Origin of the sequence: Colwellia demingiae, from assembly GCF_007954275.1 — a bacterium.
GTDB lineage: Bacteria > Pseudomonadota > Gammaproteobacteria > Enterobacterales > Alteromonadaceae > Colwellia > Colwellia demingiae.
In genome coordinates this window covers 495,715-514,489 of sequence record NZ_VOLT01000001.1, presented here as the reverse complement: position 1 = coordinate 514,489, position 18,775 = coordinate 495,715, and the positions used below count along the sequence as shown (strand labels likewise).

15 protein-coding genes are annotated in these 18,775 nt (G+C 38.2%); 6 read left to right on the top strand and 9 right to left on the bottom strand.

The annotated features are described in order from the left end of the window. Positions 1 to 187 precede the first annotated feature (187 nt). The 5 genes from ESZ36_RS02175 to pedF form a co-directional block, all read right to left on the bottom strand. Complete coding sequence (locus ESZ36_RS02175; RefSeq protein WP_146782900.1) at positions 188 to 2,341, bottom strand: 4Fe-4S binding protein; 2,154 nt, start codon at positions 2,339 to 2,341, stop codon at positions 188 to 190. Positions 2,342 to 2,494: 153 nt separating this feature from the next. Further along, a complete protein-coding gene (gene exaC / locus ESZ36_RS02170; protein WP_146782897.1) occupies positions 2,495 to 4,015 on the bottom strand; it encodes an acetaldehyde dehydrogenase ExaC in 1,521 nt (506 codons plus the stop codon). A gap of 290 nt (positions 4,016 to 4,305) precedes the next feature. Next, entirely contained in the window at positions 4,306 to 6,069 is a 1,764-nt protein-coding gene (locus ESZ36_RS02165; RefSeq protein WP_146782894.1) for a PQQ-dependent methanol/ethanol family dehydrogenase, read from the bottom strand. A gap of 231 nt (positions 6,070 to 6,300) precedes the next feature. Further along, positions 6,301 to 7,191, bottom strand: coding sequence for a substrate-binding periplasmic protein (locus ESZ36_RS02160; RefSeq protein WP_146783273.1), 891 nt, complete (start codon positions 7,189 to 7,191; stop codon positions 6,301 to 6,303). Further along, entirely contained in the window at positions 7,181 to 7,621 is a 441-nt protein-coding gene (gene pedF, locus ESZ36_RS02155) for a cytochrome c-550 PedF (RefSeq protein ID WP_146782891.1), read from the bottom strand. The genes ESZ36_RS02160 and pedF overlap by 11 nt, the downstream gene beginning before the upstream one ends. A gap of 345 nt (positions 7,622 to 7,966) precedes the next feature. Between pedF and ESZ36_RS02150 the strand changes: the two genes are divergently transcribed. From ESZ36_RS02150 to ESZ36_RS02135, 4 genes are all read left to right on the top strand, one after another. Next, positions 7,967 to 9,145, top strand: a complete 1,179-nt coding sequence (locus ESZ36_RS02150; protein ID WP_342779707.1) for an ABC transporter substrate-binding protein — start codon at positions 7,967 to 7,969, stop codon at positions 9,143 to 9,145. A gap of 134 nt (positions 9,146 to 9,279) precedes the next feature. Beyond that, a complete protein-coding gene (locus ESZ36_RS02145) occupies positions 9,280 to 10,284 on the top strand; it encodes a YVTN family beta-propeller repeat protein (protein ID WP_146782885.1) in 1,005 nt (334 codons plus the stop codon). Then, complete coding sequence (locus tag ESZ36_RS02140; RefSeq protein WP_146782882.1) at positions 10,281 to 11,009, top strand: ABC transporter ATP-binding protein; 729 nt, start codon at positions 10,281 to 10,283, stop codon at positions 11,007 to 11,009. Before ESZ36_RS02145 ends, ESZ36_RS02140 begins: the two co-directional genes overlap by 4 nt. After that, positions 11,009 to 11,791, top strand: coding sequence for an ABC transporter permease (locus ESZ36_RS02135; RefSeq protein WP_146782879.1), 783 nt, complete (start codon positions 11,009 to 11,011; stop codon positions 11,789 to 11,791). Before ESZ36_RS02140 ends, ESZ36_RS02135 begins: the two co-directional genes overlap by 1 nt. A gap of 375 nt (positions 11,792 to 12,166) precedes the next feature. Here ESZ36_RS02135 and ESZ36_RS02130 read toward each other — a convergent pair whose 3' ends face one another. After that, the gene (locus tag ESZ36_RS02130) at positions 12,167 to 12,925 is read right to left on the bottom strand and encodes a nuclear transport factor 2 family protein (RefSeq protein ID WP_246128952.1); all 759 of its coding nucleotides are present in this window, start codon (positions 12,923 to 12,925) and stop codon (positions 12,167 to 12,169) included. Between the two features lie 446 nt (positions 12,926 to 13,371). On the opposite strand from ESZ36_RS02130, the gene ESZ36_RS02125 reads away from it, so the two are divergent. Then, positions 13,372 to 14,412, top strand: coding sequence for a hypothetical protein (locus ESZ36_RS02125; RefSeq protein ID WP_146782873.1), 1,041 nt, complete (start codon positions 13,372 to 13,374; stop codon positions 14,410 to 14,412). Between the two features lie 329 nt (positions 14,413 to 14,741). Here the strand turns inward: ESZ36_RS02125 and ESZ36_RS02120 are convergent, their stop codons facing one another. After that, positions 14,742 to 15,227, bottom strand: coding sequence for a VOC family protein (locus tag ESZ36_RS02120; RefSeq protein WP_146782870.1), 486 nt, complete (start codon positions 15,225 to 15,227; stop codon positions 14,742 to 14,744). A 684-nt stretch (positions 15,228 to 15,911) separates the two neighbouring features. Between ESZ36_RS02120 and rho the strand changes: the two genes are divergently transcribed. Further along, positions 15,912 to 16,856: a transcription termination factor Rho gene (gene rho, locus ESZ36_RS02115; protein WP_146782867.1), complete on the top strand. Its 945-nt coding sequence runs from the start codon at positions 15,912 to 15,914 to the stop codon at positions 16,854 to 16,856. A gap of 37 nt (positions 16,857 to 16,893) precedes the next feature. Here the strand turns inward: rho and ESZ36_RS02110 are convergent, their stop codons facing one another. Together ESZ36_RS02110 and ESZ36_RS02105 are read right to left on the bottom strand one after the other, a co-directional pair. Continuing rightward, positions 16,894 to 17,523, bottom strand: coding sequence for a pseudouridine synthase (locus ESZ36_RS02110; protein WP_146782864.1), 630 nt, complete (start codon positions 17,521 to 17,523; stop codon positions 16,894 to 16,896). A gap of 267 nt (positions 17,524 to 17,790) precedes the next feature. Further along, the gene (locus ESZ36_RS02105; RefSeq protein ID WP_146782861.1) at positions 17,791 to 18,717 is read right to left on the bottom strand and encodes a LysR family transcriptional regulator; all 927 of its coding nucleotides are present in this window, start codon (positions 18,715 to 18,717) and stop codon (positions 17,791 to 17,793) included. Between the last annotated feature and the right edge of the window lie 58 nt (positions 18,718 to 18,775).

Here is an 18,775-nt window from a genome sequence, read left to right as displayed (position 1 = left end):
TTGGTAGCCTAACAGCTACCTGATACATTTTTAAAATGAATGAAATATAGAATAACCATATTTACCCTAATTTGCATGTGCTAACTTTACTTCTAAGCTGTTAATTTCTAGGTAACTTATACCGTTAGTTAGGTTAGTTATCATAGTTCGTAGACGCTTTAATTTTATCGAGCACCTTTTATCAATTTCACTCGAGATTATTTATAAAATCAGTGTTCGGTGTTACCAAGATTACAGCTTTTCTTTTTTTCGAATATTTATCAACCACACACTCTTTTGGACTTTTGATGGTAACTAAACATTCTAAGCATTGAATACATTCACCATAGTCAATAGAGCCGTCTTTATTGATAGCATCAATACCACACTTTTTGTTACGGCAAAGTTGGCATGGAGAGCCACACTCTTTGCGTCGTGTCAGCCATTTGAAAAGTGGATATCGGCCAATAATGGCAAGTCCTGCGCCTAATGGACACAAATAACGACAGTAAAATTTGTGTATTTTCAAGCTAACGACAAGTAGTAATACTACATATAAAACAAACGGCCAATAACGAACGAAATTGAGTGTGATACTGGTTTTAAAGGGTTCAATTTCAGCCAACTGCTCTGCAAGCGTGAGTGAATAAAATGAGCTGCCAACCAATAAAATAAGCACTGCATATTTTATTTTTTGTGCGTTTTTATGGTGATGAGGTTTTATTTTTATTTGCTTTATTTTTAGTTTACTCGCCACTAAAGCGGCAAACTCTTGTAATGCACCAAAGGGGCACAGCCAACCGCAGAACAGGCCTCTTCCCCAGAGAAAAAGGCTAATAAAGACAAAGACCCATAAGATAAAAATTATTGGATCAAGGAGAAATACATTGATATTAAAACCTTGCCAGATTGACAGAAATAAGGTGTAAATATTGACCACTGATAATTGACCTTGCGCATAAAATCCTATAAAAGCAATGACAAAGGTTAATGAGGTAAATCGTATTTTGTGGGTGGCTTTAGCATTTTTGGCGAGTGTTTCTTGTTTGATAAATAGCCAAACTAAAAAGATAAGATAAATGCCAAGTATAATGATATCCGTGCTACGGCTTATCCAAATTTTCAACCACAAAGGTCGATTTTCTTCAGGGTTGATTTCGGGCTCTTTATGAATAAATAAACTGTCAGGTAAGGTGTTATTGATAGTAAAACTGTGTTGTTGCTTTGATAAGAACGACTTGTTGTAACTCAGCATTAACGATAATGAAAATTCTTTATTTAATTCAAAACCCGACTGAGACTTTATTCTAAACACCCTAATTTCATTAAAGTCGGGGACGGTGAGTGAAAAGGAAGGATCGTAAAAACTGTAAAAGTCGATATCACGAATATCCACAGGCAGAGTCGCTTGCTGTGCACTTAAACGATTAGGCACTGTTTGTGGGGTAAAGTCTTCACTAACAAAATGATACTTACCGTCACTAAACATCATTAACGCGTGTTCACCGGGTTTTAAGCTCTCAAGCAAGCGTTGGTATTCTTGTTCACCTAATAAATTTTTACCTATGATAGGGATATTGACGAAGGCAAAATACAAGTCGATAAATTCATCTCCCTCTTCAGTAACCTGGTTAATTTCATCCGCTAAGTTTGTCGGTGATGTTTTAGTCAACGCGATTGCTTGCTCACGGGTAAGCTGCCAATGCTTGATGAAGTTTTTGTTAACGAGTTCTTCAAAGTTGAGTGTTTGATAGTAGTCTGGATTAATGCTGGTTTGTGATGGCGCAACAAAGCCAGATAGCCTTTCTCGTGCGACTTTAAGTGCTGAAGCGGTAATGGTGTCGTTGATTACTAGTACTGATATTGTTGCGCGTGTGACGCCGTCAATATAGGTAGCATCAACAGATGTTTTAGACCGAGCGTTAACAATAAATCGCTCTTTAATTGAATGCCCTTGATATTGTTTGATAAATTTGAACATAGGCTGCTCGCCTAAGCCGTGCAAAAAAATCGGTTCATTATGATTGAGTATTTTTAAACCGGTAAAAACGCCTTGCGTATCCATACCTATTAGCAGGTTAATTGTTTGACCAGAAAACCCAATAAAATTAACAAAATCATCTGATTCAAAAACATAACCCAGTAGTTCATTTAATTGATAAATAGGGGTTACGGCAATTTTTTTATCAATAGGTCCAACGCGTGTTGCACTAGGAAATAGTTGAGCGACTTCATCTGAGATTGCGGTAACATTGGCATGAGTCGTTGTATTAAAAGCAACAGAATAAAAGGAAGTTGTTAACATTAAAAGTAGGGCAAAGATAACCCATGTTTTGAGGTTTTTTAATTGTTTCAAAGGCATGTTAACACCCAAATAAATCGTTAAAAGCGTTAGTAAGAATAAACACTAAGCTTGTTTGATTTTTAGCTTTACTAAAAAAAAATGAGTGTCTCTTATTGAGGGACACTCATTCACCTAAGGCCTAAGCGCTAAAATATAAATTTAAAGATAGCTTTAAAAGAAGCCTAAAGGACTTGTGCTATAGCTCACTAATAAGTTCTTAGTTTGCTGATAATGATCAAGCATCATCTTGTGAGTTTCGCGACCAATACCTGATTTCTTATAACCACCAAAGGCAGCATGAGCAGGATATAAATGGTAACAGTTAGTCCACACTCGTCCTGATTCAATACCACGACCCATGCGATGAGCAAGGTTAGCATCACGCGTCCAAACACCAGCACCTAAACCAAAAGCAGTGTCGTTAGCTATTTGTAACGCTTCTTCAGCATCTTTAAAGGTAGTCACAGAAATAACCGGTCCAAAAATTTCTTCTTGGAAAACTCGCATTGAGTTTTTACCTTTTAAAATAGTTGGCTGGATGTAGTAACCGGTACCTAGTGGACCGTCTAAACTTTCAGCTTCACCGCCAGAAAGTACCGTTGCGCCTTCATCTTTACCTATTTGTAGATAACCTTTAATTTTTTCATATTGCTCTTTAGAAGCTTGTGCGCCAACCATAGTGTTAACATCAAGCGGGTTACCTCGAACGATATTTTTAGTTTTCTCAAGAACTTTTGCCATGAACTCATCAAAAATATCTTCTTGTACTAGTGCACGAGAAGGACATGTACATACCTCACCTTGGTTAAAGAAACCTAAAGCAAAACCTTCAGCACATTTATCCAGGTAATCATCTTCAAATTGAGTGATATCACCAAAGAATATGTTTGGTGATTTACCACCAAGTTCTACAGTAGAAGGGATTAAATTTTCAGCAGCACATTTCAATATATGTTGGCCAACCGGTGTTGAACCAGTAAAAGCAATTTTACCAATACGGGTACTAGTCGCTAATGCTTCACCGGCTTCTTTACCGTAGCCATTAACAATATTCAATACACCATCCGGTAACAAGTCAGCAATCAGCTCCATAAACACAAGAATACTTGCCGGTGTTTGCTCAGCTGGTTTAAGAATAATACAGTTACCAGCAGCAAGCGCTGGCGCTAATTTCCATGCAGCCATTAGCATAGGAAAGTTCCACGGAATTATTTGACCAACAACACCGATAGGCTCATGGAAGTGATAAGCAACCGTATCATCATCTATTTGTGAAAGAGTACCTTCTTGAGCACGGATACAACCAGCATAATAGCGGAAATGATCAACCGTTAATGGAATATCAGCATTGAGTGTTTCACGTACTGGTTTACCATTATCCCAAGTTTCAGCTACCGCTATTAACTCAAGGTTTGCTTCAATACGGTCGGCAATTTTTAATAAGATGTTTGAACGTTCTTGTACTGAGGTTTTACCCCAGGCCACTTTTGCAGCATGAGCAGCATCAAGTGCTAGCTCAATATCTTCAGCGCTTGAACGTGGGATTTCACAAATTGCTTCGCCAGTTACGGGGGTGGTGTTAGTAAAATAATTTCCCTTTACTGGAGCAACCCATTTACCGCCGATAAAATTTTCATATTTAGGTTTAAAAGAAACGACAGAACCTTCACTGCCTGGGTTTGCATAGATCATATATCACCTCGTATCTAGACCAGCCAGAGTAAAACTCTTTTCCGTGGCCCTGTTTATATTTACTTTGATACTTATCAAATTGATAATTACCAAAGCGTTGTTTCATGTATCCATATTAGTAGCAGTACGGTAAGTAGACTATTCTCCCTTTGCATAGAAAACATCATACTTTAGAATGAGTTGAATTAAGTCACGTTGAGGTTTTTGTTTTAACTGTTTGAAAGTATTTGTTTTTTAAATAAAAAAGGCTTTTGAATAAATTCAAAAGCCTTTTGATAAGATTGTATAAACTACTTAGGTAGTTTAAACGTCCATACACTACCACCTTGGTTTAAGTGTTTGATACGCTTAGCAACATCACCGCCCCATAGAGGAACCGAGCCACCCCAACCAGATAGAACTGAAAGGTATTGTTCACCATCCATTTCCCAAGTAATAGGGGAACCAACGATGCCTGAGCCGGTATTAAATTTATATTTAACTTCACCCGTCTTAGCGTCAAGACCTAATAAGTATCCTTCAGGGTTCCCGGTAAAGACTAGGTTACCTGCAGTGGCTAATACACCACCCCATAATGGAGCATAGTTATTGTAACGCCAAACAACTTTACCTGTTTTAGGATCGATTGCTTTTAATACACCAATGTAGTCTTTATTGATTGCTGAAATGGTAAAACCAGCGCCAAGGTATGCAGCACCTTTCTTATAAGCAGTAGGTTCATTCCAGATATCCATTTCCCATTCGTTTGATGGTACATAGAACAATTCAGTATCTTGACTGTAAGCCATTGGCATCCAGTTTTTACCGCCTAAGAAAGCAGGAGCGGCTACAACAGTGCTACCTTTGTTGCCGTCTTTCGACTCGCTTGGATCCGATGGTCTATTACTATCGATATAAATTGGGCGTCCGTTTTTATCAAGTCCTGAAGCCCATGTTTGTTTATCAACAAACGGGAAACCTCGAATGAAATCACCATTTTCACGATTAAGTACGTAGAAGAAACCATTTCTGTCAGCTGTTGCTGCTGCTTTAATGGTTTTACCATTTTCTTTATAATCGAAAGAAACTAGTTCGTTAACACCATCAAAATCCCAACCGTCGTGTGGCGTAGTTTGGAAATGCCAAACAATTTTACCGGTATCTGGATCAATGGCTAAACGTGATGAAGAGAAGAGGTTATCACCTGGACGTAAATGAGAGTTCCATGGTGCGGGGTTACCGGTACCAAAAAAGAGTAAATCAACGTCTGCATCATAAGTACCGCCTAACCACGGTGCTGCTCCGCCTGATTTCCAAAGTTCCGCTGGCCATGTTTCACCTGCTTTACCACCAGAAATGCCATTCTCAACTTTTTTGCCATTTTTCCAGATGTAGCCCATGTGGCCTTCAACTGTTGGGCGTTCCCATACTAATTTACCATTTTTGGCATCATAAGCTCTTACTTTACCGACTACGCCAAATTCACCACCAGCAACACCTGTGATGACTTTACCTTTAACAATAATAGGTGCAGCAGTAATTGAATAACCCGCTTTATAATCTTCTACTTTCTTTTTCCAAACAACTTTACCTGTGTCTTTATTAAGCGCGACAAGTTTTGCATCAAGGGTACCAAAAATAACTAGGTCGCCGTATAGTGCTGCGCCACGGTTGATAACATCACAGCAAGGCATAATACCATCAGGTAATCTTGCATCATATTGCCAAAGTTCGTCACCTGTATGAACGTCTATAGCATACACACGAGAGTATGAGCCAGTAATATACATGACGCCATCTTTGACCATAGGCTGAGATTCTTGACCACGTTGTTTTTCCCCACCTAATGAGAATGACCAAACTGGACGCATTTCTTTAACTGTGTCGATATTTATTTTATCAAGAGGGCTGTAACGTTGTCCTCTTAGACCAAGTCCATAGGACACAACATCATTAGTTGTCATTTGGTCATTGGCAATATCTTTATCGGTTACATCAGCATTTGCTATGCCTGTTAATGATAAAGAAATTGCCATAGATAATGACAATACCTTAGTTTTACATGTTGTTATCATTGTTATTTCCTCTTGGGTTGTAAATTTGGTTAAAGATATTCTTCTCTATTTACCTTCCTGCATAACGTCCATGAATTCACACATCATCTAACGATATGAATAAAACATTAAAGCAGGCTATAACGATATTAAAACGTCTCTATTTACTTCTCTATTACTCGGCAGTAGCGTTTTTTTCATCATTTAGTATGATGAAAAAGGATGAGTTTGACTGTCGTTCATCACAGACTGCTATTTATCACTGACCGAGTACAGGTTTGGAATTTTGTAAACTGCGTTGTACTGTTTAAATATTTTCTTCATTTGTCCTTGGCTTACCATAGCTTCGACAATATCAGCAATGGCGTAACCTAATTGGCGATAGTCACTTTTTACCGCCATACCTATATCCCATTGTTGTTTTCCTAACATCGGAAAGGCATTGGTGGCTAACTGGTAAGTAGGGGAGTCAAGCTGATGTTGGTAATGACTTATCTGACTTCGAAGTCCCATTACGGCATCAATCTTCTGTTCAGACATTGCTGAAATAGCTAATGCTAGTGAAGAATACTGTTTGGTTTTGTTGCGCATTCGACCATTGAAGACTGATAGAAGGTAAAACTGGGGAATGGAGTCTACTTCGACACCTATGTCATGATATTGAAAGACTGCCATGGTGCTAACATCGTCAATTTTTTTAGTATTGAAAACGATTTTCCATGATTCTGTATGGTAGGGAGCGAACATGTGTACCTGTTCATGTACCCGTTCACCAATATCGTCTCGCAGCTCAGAATATTTCTTATCGTAGGGGACTCTGAGCATTAAGTCAGCAACACTACGCTTAAGGAAGTGTCCTTTCCATAAATTATTGCGTAAGTCATCTTCAACATTTTCATCGGCGGTTACCCACCTGAATCGAAGTGTCACGCCTAACTGTTTGGCAATATGTTTTGCGACATCAATATCAATGCCTTTGGCTTCCCCGTTTTCTCTGTATGAAAAGGGGATGAAATCGCTATAAACAGCAACGGTAATTTCATTGCTTTCAATAATATCATCATAAGATCGCGCAAAAGTTGTTGAGCACAATATGCTGCAACAACTTAACCACAAAAATAGAGAATAAAATTTATTCTTCATCACTTACTGACTCTAACCAAGTACGAATAGACCAAAGTGCTTCTTGGTTTAAATGTTCAGTCATTTTCGGCATGTAAACAGCACCATTACGTACCGCGCCATTTTGTACACGATAAATAAACCACTCATCACCATCATAATCTGCTGGTAATTGACGTAAGTCGGGAGCAATACCGCCAGATATTCCACCTAACCCATGACAGCGAGCACAATTTTGGTTATAGGCTGATGCACCAATACGTAAAATTTCAGTGCGTACGTCACCTTCTTTTGTGCGGTAAGGGTTAGTGTCTGCCCATTCTTCGCCCAATGTGGGCAATGTTGAGGTGTTAATTGATTGCGGGGTCACAGGGCCGTGAGCCGCTACGCCAAATGAACATATTGATATGAATGCAATTAAATGGCTACGACCTAAGTTAAGTTTTATCATCACTGTGTACCTTCTTTCACGTAAAAAATTGTGGTGTTTAATTCTAATAGAACCATCTTAACGAGGTTAGTGACCTTCAAGAATTGTACTTTAGCGCGGTTAAGCCTCATCCTTTAGTATGAATTTAGGGGTAGAAAACTGCATAATTAATTTTATTTTGTTATATATCAATTCATTATGGTGTTCTGATGGAATTATTGTCTTTTTAACTTTATGAGATTTTTCTATATGCTTATACATAAGTACATTCGTTTAATCTGTTGGGTATAACTGATAGTCATCGAGTTTTTTATTTTTGGGGTCGCCATGTTTATTGTGACAAGAGTAAGGTTTAAAAAGTATCTAGTGAAAAGTATTGCTAGCTCTATGTGGCTATTTTTTCTTAGTCTTTTTAGTTGTTTTAATGCATTAGCAAGCCCCATCACTCTTGATATCAGTTATGTAAAGTTAGCGCAGCAACAAGCTCCTGGCGTATCAACTCTTTTTAAAAAGCCAGAAAACAGTGGCTATATGGGCGCTAAGCTAGCTATCAGTGACTCTAATACCACCGGAAAATTTTTACAGCAACACTTTACATTAAACTACTTTATTGCGACGAAAACTGCGCAGTTTTTAGATTATCTGGAAGAAGAATATCAACAGGGCCGACGCATTTTTATTCTTGAAGCGCCCTTAACACAACTGGTGCAAGTAGATCTCTGGGCCAAAAACAAGCCAGTGTTGCTGTTTAATGTCAGTGAATCTGCTGATGAATTACGTAATACGCAGTGTTTAGCTTCTGTATTTCATACCATACCCAGTGATGCTATGAAATCTGATGCCCTTGCTCAGTGGTTGCTTTATCGTCGGATGAATAAAGTATTATTAATACAGGGTAGTAAAGCCGAAGATCTTCAGCTGGCCACTTCGTTTAAGCGGGCGGCGAAACGTTTTGGTTTGAAAATTATCGATGAAAAGCAGTGGGATTTTAATACCGACCTTAGGCGTAGTGCACAACAAGAAATACCTTTGTTTACTCAAACCGTAAAAGATTATGATGTTGTTTATGTTGCTGACCAATCAAAAGCTTTTGCTGAATTTTTACCCTTTAATACTTATTTACCTCGGCCTGTAATAGGCTCGGCCGGTTTGGAAGCTTTGGCATGGCATAGTGCGATAGAGCAGTGGGGCGCTACTCAACTGCAAAATCGTTTTATGCAGATGGCTGATAGAAAAATGAATGAAATAGACTTTGCTGGTTATCTAGCCGTGCGCAGTGTTGCTCAATCGGTACATAGACTTCATTCAAACACGAGTAGTGAGCTCATCAAATATATTAACTCGGTGGATTTTGAATTGGCGGCGTACAAAGGGCGCAAGCTTAGTTTTCGTGCTTGGAGCCGACAATTAAGAATGCCGATGGCTTTGGTACATCCTCACGCTCTGGTATCGCAGTCTCCACAGCCTGGCATGCTTCATCCCGTAACTGAACTTGATACGCTTGGTTTTGATGCACAAGAATCTCAATGCGAATTATCCCGGTAAAGATCACGCTAAAGAACACGGTAAATGTATAAGGTAAATGCTCAACATAAATGCTCAATATTTACTTTTAACGTAAACTTTTAATGGACGCGCTTAATAAAAACTCATAGTGGATATTGGGCTTAAGGTAACTTATGAAAAAGACACTTTATTTTAGAGAAAACTTTAGAAAACTACTTAGAGTATCGGTAGTAGCCATTTTGTTTAACGCTACCGCTGGCTATGCCACTGAATTTGCTTATGTCACCAATGAAAAAGATGACAATATTTCGGTTATCGATTTAAGCCTCAATAAAGTTATAAAAACAATATCGATAGGTGAACGACCTCGAGGCATTATTCTCAATAAGGAACAGTCACTTGCTTATATCTGTGCGAGCGAGTCAGATAGGATTCAAATACTCGATGTGGCAACTGAGCAAATCATCGGTGAGCTACCTTCAGGTGAAGATCCTGAAACGATTGCATTACATCCAAATGGCAAAATTATTTATACCTCTAATGAAGATGATGCCTTGCTTACAGTGATTGATATTGACTCTGCTACTGTTATCGCGCAAATAGATGTAGGGGTTGAACCTGAAGGATTAGCGGTAAGTCCCGATGGAAAAATTGTTGTAGTAACCTCGGAAACGACCAACATGGTGCATTGGATTGACACCAAAACTCATGACAACTTTGCTAATACTTTAGTGAGTGCACGACCAAGGTCAGCTAAGTTTACCGACGATAATAAATATTTATGGGTCAGCTCTGAAATTGGCGGCACTGTGGTGATACTTGATGTTGCCACGCAAAAAATTATTAAGGAATTTACCTTTGATATACGAGGTATTCATCATGACCGTGTTCAACCTGTTGGCATCGAATTAACACAGGATGGGCGATATGCGTTCGTGGCATTAGGCCCCGCAAATCATGTGGCCGTTATTGATCGTCAAAAAATGACGGTTGAGAAATATTTATTAGTAGGGCGTCGGGTGTGGCAGCTTGCTTTTAATCATGATCAAAGTCAGCTATTAACGACCAATGGCATTAGTGGTGATGTGTCAGTGATTGACGTGAAACGCATGAAAGTAACAAAATCAATTAAAGTTGGACGTTATCCGTGGGGCGTAGTGATACGAAATGAGCCATGAGTATTGTAACAAACGAGCTCACTTTTTATTACGGTAAAAAAGCGGCCATTGATGGTTTAAGCCTAAATATTAACAGTGGTTTTAATGTTTTACTTGGCCCTAATGGCGCAGGAAAAAGTACCTTATTCTCAATGCTAACGGGCCTTTATCAGTCAGCATCAGGAGATATTAAGATCAATGGTTATGACTTAAATCATGAGAGAGCAAAAATCATGCAGTCGATGGGCGTGGTCTTTCAGCAAAGCACGCTAGATTTAGATTTATCGGTTAAGCAAAACTTAACTTATTATGCGGCGCTACATGGCATTTCCTCATCACAAGCACTAGAAAATATCAGCGAGATCCTGTCTCAACTTCAATTGACGCAGCGACTCAATGATAAAGTAAGATCATTAAATGGCGGGCATCGTCGCCGAGTTGAAATTGCCCGAGCGTTAATTCATCAACCCAAAGTATTATTACTCGATGAAGCAACGGTTGGTTTAGATATTGATAGCAGAAAAATGATCACCGAATACGTTGGCTCACTTAGCCAACAATTAGGTATTTGTGTGTTATGGGCAACGCATTTAATTGATGAAATAGCAGCTGATGATCAATTAATTATTATTGATGATGGGAAAATCCAAGCACAGGGTATCAGTGGCGAATTATGTAAAAAGCATAATGTCGCCGATGTATATCAGCTTTATCGTTCGTTAACGGCTAGCGCGGAGATCAGCTGATGAACAATCGTTATCTTTACTGTTTTAATGGCATTGTTAAGCGTGAAATATTACGTTTTTTTCAACAACGTTCGCGGTTATTGAGTGCGTTAGTCAGACCACTACTGTGGTTGGTTGTATTTGCTGCGGGCTTTAGAGCGGCGCTGGGTGTTTCTATTATGGAACCTTACGGCACTTATATTACTTATCAACAATATATCACCCCAGGTCTTTGCTGCATGATCATTTTATTTAATGGCATGCAGAGTTCGCTTTCTATGGTTTATGACCGTGAAATGGGTAGTATGAAAGTTTTATTGATGAGTCCGCTACCTCGACCTTTTTTATTATGTTGTAAGTTGATTGCTAGTGCGTTGCTGTCACTTTTACAAGTGGTAATTTTTTTACTCTTTGCGCAGTTAGTCGACGTTGATATTCCTCTGATGGGTTATGTTAGCTCAATACCAGCCATTTTTTTAATTGCCTTTTTTCTCGGCGCGCTAGGGCTGATGTTGTCTAATCTAATTAAGCAATTGGAAAACTTTGCCGGTGTGATGAACTTTGTTATTTTTCCAATGTTTTTTCTTTCCAGTGCCTTATATCCGTTGTGGAAAATGCAAGAAGCAAGTTTGTGGTTATATTGGCTTTGTCAGTTCAATCCTTTTACCGCTTGTGTTGAGTTATTGCGGTTTGCGCTTTATGGACAAATGAATATCCTTGCTCTGACAACGGTGTTAATCGCAACAAGCATTGCATCGTTTTTTGCTCTAATGAGTTTTAAGCCCCTTCATGGACGTAAATAATCAGTAAATAATCAGTAAATAATCAGTAAATAATCAGTAAATAATCAGTAAAAGAGTACATTCCCCCCCTTAGATATAATTATTAATAGTATCCAAGGGGGAAATATCCGCAGAGAGTGTATGGGTCTTAATAAATAATGAGGAGTACGTTACTGAATAAAACAATTTAAAGAGAGGATCTTTTGATGAAGATACCGCTTTAATTGGTATGTTGCTGGTGTTCGTTACCGCTTTTAAACTAGCCTAGAATAGGACTTCGTTTGTACCTATTATAAGTAGGCCTAATAATTTTTAAGGCTACTTAGGACTTTTATTCAACTGAATTGTCTTTTCAATATTTAAATTACAAAGCTAATTCATTGAGCTACCTATAGATTAAAACTTACCATTCTCATTTTTCCATTCTGTACGAGATGGAATTGCTTCGACAGTATCCCAATGCTCAACAACTTTACCCTGTGCTACACGAAATAAATCATAGAATGAACAATGTTTTCCATCAAGTAGCCCCTCACTTATACTCAATACAAAGTTTCCTTCAGCTAATACACGATGAATTCTAGAATAGGATATTTTGTATTTTTCCTCTGATATATCGCTGAGTGCTGAGCGCAAAGCAGATATACCATCAGCAAGTAATGGACTGTGTTGGATAAAATTATCATTAGAAATAAAGTCTGTTAATAGATCCAGATTTCGTTTAATTAAAATCTCATTTACAAACAAAGTGATTCTATTCCGATTAAACTCTGTGAGGTCATGATCTTCTGAAATTACAGAGCCATCCAACATGCTTCTACCAGAAGCATTAACTTCTTGCATGGGTTGCATGTTGTCCCAATGCTCTACAGCAAAACCATCCTCAAAACGGAATACTTCAAACGCTACTTTTAAACTTGAAAAATGATACTCCATATGTGCGAAGACAAAATCTTCATCTTCAAATACCCGAATCATGTTTACGCGTGGTCCCGTCTTTGCTATTTGTTTAAATAGCTCTGCTAATCCAATGTTTCCTTCTTTTGTATGCGGATTATGCTGGATGTACTTATTTTCATTTACAACTAATGCTGCATCAGGATCACCAGTTTCTATACCTTTAAGCAGCTTTCTAATTTTATCTTTATTAGACAACAATAGTGATCCTTAATAATATGTATTTATACTTCATTATAACTAAAAATAATAATAGCTAGGCTTTTGTCTTACATAATGTCAGCTTTGGCATCACACAAAGCGTTTAGTTCCAACACGCTTTGGGGTACTTAGCTGCACAGTAATTATGATCACTTTGTGCGCATTGCAGACATTACAGTTAAAAATTTTCCCATGTATTTTCTAATGAATTAAGTTTGTTCTGTAACTGATTTTATGTACAGTTCCACCAGAAGTTTACACTTTTTGCGAGAAAGAAAGTATAGCGCCTTCTTTCAACTAAGCGTATAAAGCCTAGATCTTGTTAATGCCTTGAAAACCATTGGATTAATCGTTATGGTTGAACTCAATGAATTATAAAAGGAGGCATGGTGACTTATTGAAATAAGGTACCATGCCTCCCAATAAGCAGAATGGAGTATCTAATGAGTAATGGTGTTGTAGTTGAAAGGGATGAAGATCAAAATGATTTTAAAATAACACTTCCCTGTAAGCCCGATGAGTTTGCAGAGTTTATTAGTTCTTTGATTAGTAAAGGACAAACATTAGAGAGAAGTTTCGATTGTTTATTTGAGTTGAGAGTTGAAGACCTTCGTCAGTTCTATATATTACTTGGGCAAAGAGGACTGCAGAACTCAGGCGAAATTATATCTTTTCACGCTCAGATGTTTTTTTCAGGAGGAGGACACGTAAGTCTAAATTCTCCCGAGGAATTCTTTTCTTTCAATGAATTAAAAAAATCAACAACTCGAAATATATCTTTAGAATTTGTTTTCTTGATTCAATTTCCAAACAAAAAGAACCCAGAAAAACAGACTGTTGCCATTTCAATATCACCTGGCGTTCAAAAAGGCGATGAATCAATTTATTCCTATCGAACACCCGCCCCAGAAAGTAAGATTTCAATTTCAATTTCGCACACTGAAAGAACTTGGGCAAATGATATTGTAAATCTATTTGAAGATTTTCTAGGAAATCATACTATTCAATCGCCCAAGTTAGTTAGAGTATGGAATAAATTAAGTGGATATATAACGGGGGTTGCAGGATTTTTATGTTTTGGTGTTGGCTTATTGGGGATAATATTTGGTTATAACTTTTGGCAAGAAGGTCAGGTTGATTCCATATCTAAAATTTTAGAAATACAAGATAAAGATGAATTTATAAGGTCTGCCTTAAACCAACTCATTAGTGGTTCAGACTCCACGTCTTTGATCTATTTTATCGTCGGTAGTCTTTTTTATGTAGTGTTACTTGGGTTTGTTTCGGGAATGTTATCAGATAGGTTAGGGAGATCAGCAGTGATACAGTCTAGATCTTGGATGTTGGCTACTTCAGCAGACATTCAAAAACATGGTCAATCATCCGTAAGTCCATTTAGATATTTATTGTTATTTAAGGAGCTTTTCATTGGTATTTTTGTAGGTTTAATAGCAAATACAATTTTCTCATTAATTTGGATATAAGGGTAACAAGACCTTTAAACGGACAACATATAGCTGGCTATTTTCACTGCGTTCAATATTTTAGCCAGCAAGATTTCGCCGCTTAAGGTAGCGTTATCGATACAAAATCTAATCTGAATCAGCTTTAAACCTTCATTAGTTAATGTCCTCAATGTGGCAAAAGTGACCATTAGTTCTATCTCGCAAAGAGGCACAAAGCGACTTAGAATATTTTACTGATACCTCAACAAACATAGCCAAAGTTACTATTCTATTACAGCCAGATACAAAAAAGGCCACCATTAGGTAGCCTTCAAATAATTCGTTTAACGTGTGTTACGTTAAATCGATTACTCGTAATCAGAAGCGTAAGTTTCTTCATAAGAGTGCGAGTAAAGCTCAAATAAATTGCCAAACGGGTCTTCTAAGTACACCATTTTTGCTTGTTTACTGTCGTCTTCTGGATGGTAGCGCATAATGTCCATACGCACTTTACCGCCATATTGCTCAGTACGCGCAATAGCACCTTCGAAGTCATCTGTTTGAAGACAGAAGTGGAATATACCAAGGCGTGAGAAATCAACTTCGTGACGTTCTTGACGCTCTTTCATTTCAAACATTTCAACACCAATACCGTCAGTCGTTACTAGGTGCGCAATATTAAATCCTTTAAAGCCTTCACCAAAAACAGCCACACACATTCTGCCAATGGCAGTTTCACGCTCTTCTTTTACCTTAGTGTTACCCATTACAATTTTTAGACCAAGCGCTTTAGTGTAAAACTCAACCGCTTTATCCATATCACCAACCATGAGACCTACGTGATTCATTTTCATAACTTACTCCAAAAATTATATTGATTAGTTCGTACTTCGTTTCGATGAGGTAATCTTACGCCGAACAATTCATAATTAAAAATTATCAATTGTCATGATAATGATAATAATTTGTAATGGTTTGTCGTGTTAAAAATTGCTATTAATCATGTCATTTATTAACGATTTATTTTCTAGAGAATTAACAGTATGTTTTTGACTACAGATGAGTGCTTTGTGAACAGCTTTTCAATATAGGTAATACGATTTCTTTTCATCAATATGCTCTTTTGCATTAAGGATAGCGTTGCATTCACCATTTGAACTCAAGGCTATTAGAAATAATAAGGTAATCATTGATGCTTACTACCGCTTTTCGGATCGCTGCAGTTAGAAAAGCAATGAGTAACTATTAGCTGTATCAAGCATTTGTTGTTGGGGCCTTAAAAATTATTGTATTGGGCACTTTGGGGACATAAAGCGAGATAGAATTTCAGCCTTAATTTATACTTCTTTGTGGCTTTTTATACATTTTTGTATTGATGTTTATCAATACTTTTTCTAATGCGTTATTATCTATTTTTATAAAATATAACCTGACAAGGTGGCTAACCTTTCACGGTCAACATAATAAATTGTTAACTGCGTTAGACTACGGTGACACGTCAAAAAACACTTAATTATCTAGAGCTATAAAGCGATATTATGACAAGAAAAATATTAACACTGAATGTGAAAAGAAAAATAGTATCTAAGCCAGTAGAGGAAGTGGTTAAGGATGTATTTCATAAAGACCCACAAAAGCGTTTTTTAAATGGCATAGCCATCAATCCCGATCAGTGTATTAAACTAGAGTTAGGCTCCCAGCAACTCTCCACGCGAGCTATGGATTTGATAACGCCAATCGGAATGGGGCAGAGAGGTTTAATTGTTGCTCCGCCAGGTTCTGGAAAAACGACCTTTTTAAAACATATTTGCCAGGCTGTGGGCGAAGCTTATCCCGATATAAAGCTTTATGCATTACTCATTGATGAACGACCGGAAGAAGTGACGGATTTTAAACGTAGCGTGCCAGCAAAAGTATACGCCTCATCCACAGATGAAAACTATGATCATCACCTACGTGTAACCAACGAGCTTCTTAACATCGCTCGTAGAGAAGCTGGCGAAGGTCACAATGTTATGATTGTCATTGATTCTCTCACAAGGCTCACCCGAGTATATAATGCAAATCAAAAGAGCAGTGGTCGTACTATGTCGGGCGGAATTGATGCTCGAGCGATGGAAATACCACGAAAACTGTTTGGTACAGCCAGAAATATTGAAAATGGTGGTTCAATTACCATTTTAGCGACCATACTTGTTGATACTGGAAGCCGGATGGATCAGGTGATATTTGAGGAATTCAAGGGGACGGGTAATATGGAAATCGTTTTATCACGCGAGGCTGCAAATCAGCGAATTTTTCCCGCGTTGGATATTGCTAAAAGTAGCACGCGCCGTGAGGAGCTTCTTCTCAATTCGAACGATATCGAAAAGGTAAGAGTTTTACGAAGAGCACTTACCAGTCTTAAACCTGCAGATGGTGCTCGGACACTTGTTGAGTTGCTTGAGAAATATCCAACGAATGCTGAGCTGCTGAACCGTTAGTTGTGTTTGGAGCACAAAGGGTTTAATGATTGAGGCATTAGCGATTAAGTGCGGCGTCAAGATTAGGTAGCGTAACAACGTCACTGGCAATCATACTATCGATATGGATGTCGCCAATCCGCACTCTTACCAGTCTTAATGTGGCAAAGCCTACTGCAGCCGTCATTTTTCTTATCTGACGATTTTTCCCTTCACAGAGAGTGATAGAGATCCAGCTAGTAGGACCATGTCTCGGATCGCGGATTTTACGACCACGTGTGGGAAGTTGAGGTTCATGGTCTAACTTGGACGCTTTACAAGGTAGGGTTAGATATTTATCCCCATTAACACTAATCTCAACACCATTTTGTAACAGTAACATTGCTTCAGTAGTGATAGCTCCATCAACTTGAACGTAGTACTCTTTTTCTATGCCTTTACTTCTGACTTTGTAGCTCATCATACCGTCGGTAGTGAGTAACAATAACCCTTCAGAGTCGTGATCTAATCGGCCAATAGCCATCGTTTTATCGGGGAAGTTACATAGCTCGCCAAGAAGATGTTTCTTCTTTCGTGATTCGGGTAAAAACTGACTTAAAAAACCATAAGGCTTAAATATTTTGAAGTGCTGGTGATTTTGGCTTGGCTCAGCGAGTTCAGCTAAACTGGTTTGGTTAGTGCTTGGCATTAAACATGGCCTTGATCGTAAAGTCTGAGTGGTATCGCATTATACGGTTAATCTGGGCATTTTCGATTTAGCTTTCTTGCTGGTTTGGGGACGATTTCGCGTTAGAGTATATATGCTCGCTAGCCTAGAAGATAGCGGACATTAGAGTGATGCTAGCTCTTGCAACGAAAAGTTAGCAAATAAAGTTAACGGACCAATGTCAGCTTTTAGCGAAAAGAAGTCATAAGGTAATTCTCAATGTTAACGGCAACTGACCCGAACCACTACTTATGAATCAGGCTGAATTATAAGTAACTTTTGTTTCATAAAATCGATAAACATGCGATTTTTATTAGGCATATATTTACTTTGCACATACTGCAAACAAATATCACCTTGATAATTACCTTGTAACTGCCAATCTTCTAATAGCGGAATGAGTTTCCCCGTTTCAATACCCTGTTGCGCGATATAATCCGGCAAAGGGCCAACACCAAATCCCTGTTCAATCGCATCTCGACGCATTTCACTGTGGTTAAGTAAATATGATCCAGTCACTTGTATGGTTGTTTGTTGATTATTATTACTAAATCGCCAACGATTATCGGCCATGTTTTCGCCTAAACAAATACATGCTAAATATTTCAAATCATCGGGATGTGTTGGCAGAGTATGGTTTTTTAAGAAATCAGGACTGGCACATAACACCTGTTCAACGCGACCAATTTTAACATTTACCAAGGCTTCAATTGGATAATCATTAATATGAATCAAGAAATCGACACCGTCATGGATAGGATCCAGAATACGGTCGGTTACTTTTACGTGCAACTGAATGTCTGGATAGCATTTTAAAAACTCAACAAAGAGTGGTCGTAATACCTTATTTGCTAGTGATTTTGGCGCTGCTACTCTCAATAACCCACTAACCGTCGATGTTGCAGAGCGACTGGCATTAACCGCTTGATCCGCAGCTTCAACCATCTGTTTACAATAATCAAATGTTATTGTCCCTGACTCCGTTAACGCCAGTTGTCGCGTAGTACGTTGCAACAATTTAATGCCTAATGCATCTTCTAATCGGCTAATTTGACGGCTCACTGCAGAAGGTGTTACCCCAAGTTCTTTTGCCGCTTTACTAAAATTTCCCTGCTCAACCACAGTGACAAAAATGGCCATATCGGATAATAAAGGGATTAATTTATTTGTGTCCATGAGGCACAAGTCCTTTTACAAATAGATGTATTGTTTAAAATTACTCATAGATTAACAT